1 protein-coding gene is annotated in these 1,391 nt (G+C 62.1%); it reads right to left on the reverse strand.

The window, feature by feature from the left end:
• Window positions 1-37: 37 nt before the first annotated feature.
• Window positions 38-1,327, reverse strand: coding sequence for an IS256 family transposase (locus ACIBI6_RS41170; RefSeq protein WP_396960600.1), 1,290 nt, complete (start codon window positions 1,325-1,327; stop codon window positions 38-40).
• Window positions 1,328-1,391: the final 64 nt, after the last annotated feature.

Below are 1,391 nucleotides of genomic sequence, written 5' to 3' on the forward strand. Positions count from 1 at the left end.
GGGACTATCTCGCTAACGGTGTTTCCGGCGGTTTCTCTCAGTAGGTTTGGGCGTCGGGCCAGCGGTCGGCGAAGGTGATCGCGAATGCGTTGACCGCTGGTTTCCAGCGCATGGTCCATCGTGCCCGACCGGCGCCGGTCGGGTCCAGTGACCGGGTGACCAGATACAGGCATTTCAGGGCGGCTTGCTCGGTGGGGAAATGCCCGCGCGCCTTGATCGCACGCCGGTAGCGGGCGTTCAACGACTCGATCGCGTTCGTCGAGCAGATCACCCGGCGTATCTCGATGTCGTAGTCGAGGAACGGAACGAACTCCTCCCACGCGTTCTCCCAAAGACGCACGATCGCAGTGTATTTCGTGCCCCACTTCTCAGTGAGCTCGTCGAGCGCCGCTCGTGCCGCGGCGGGGTTGGGTGCGGTGTAGATCGGTTTCACATCACGACGCAACGCGTCCCAATGCTGACGGCCGGCCAGCCGGAAAGTGTTGCGGATCAAATGGATGACACAGGTCTGGACCGTGGCCAGCGGCCACACGTTCCCGACCGCGTCGGGCAGCCCTTTGAGCCCGTCGCAGACCAGGAAGAACACGTCCTTGCAGCCGCGGTTTCGGATGTCGGTGAGCACGCTCATCCAGAATTTCGCGCCTTCACCACCAGTGCCGGCCCACAACCCCAGGACGTCTTTCTCACCGTTGACGGTGACACCGATCGCGGCGTAGATCGGCCGGTTGGCGACCTGACCATCGCGCACCTTCACCACGATCGCGTCGATGAACACGGCCACGTAGGTTTCATCCAGCGGCCGGCACGACCACTCCTGCATTTCCGCGACCACTTTGTCGGTGATCCGCGACACCGTCTCCTTCGACACCGACGCCCCATAGATCTCAGCGAAATGCGCCGAAATCTCGCCAGTGGTAAGCCCTTTCGCATACAACGACAACACGATCTCATCCACCCCGGTCAACCGGCGCTGGCGTTTCTTGACGATCTGCGGGGTGAAACTACCCTCACGGTCGCGGGGAACCTCGATCTGCACCTGGCCGGTCGCCTCGGTCAACACCGTCTTGGCGCGAGTCCCGTTGCGCACGTTCGCCGTTTCCCGCTCGGTAGGGGCTTGGCCCTTGTCGAAACCGAGGTGTTCGGTCATCTCCTCGTTCAACGCCGTTTCCAGGACGGTTTTGGTGAACTGTTTGAGCAACCCGTTCGGCCCGGTCAGCGATAAGCCTTGCTCCTTGGCCATCCGAACCAGCTCCTGGGCGGCCAACTCCTCAGCCGAAGCCTCCACCGGCTTCTTCTTCCTCGTCACGGCATCAAGTGTCGTCATCACGGCACCTTCCCGCTGAACATCGCTCAGCGAATCAGGCCGGAAACACCCTTAAATCCACAGTCCC

The organism is Nocardia sp. NPDC050412 (assembly GCF_044458825.1).
Classification (GTDB): Bacteria; Actinomycetota; Actinomycetes; order Mycobacteriales; family Mycobacteriaceae; genus Nocardia.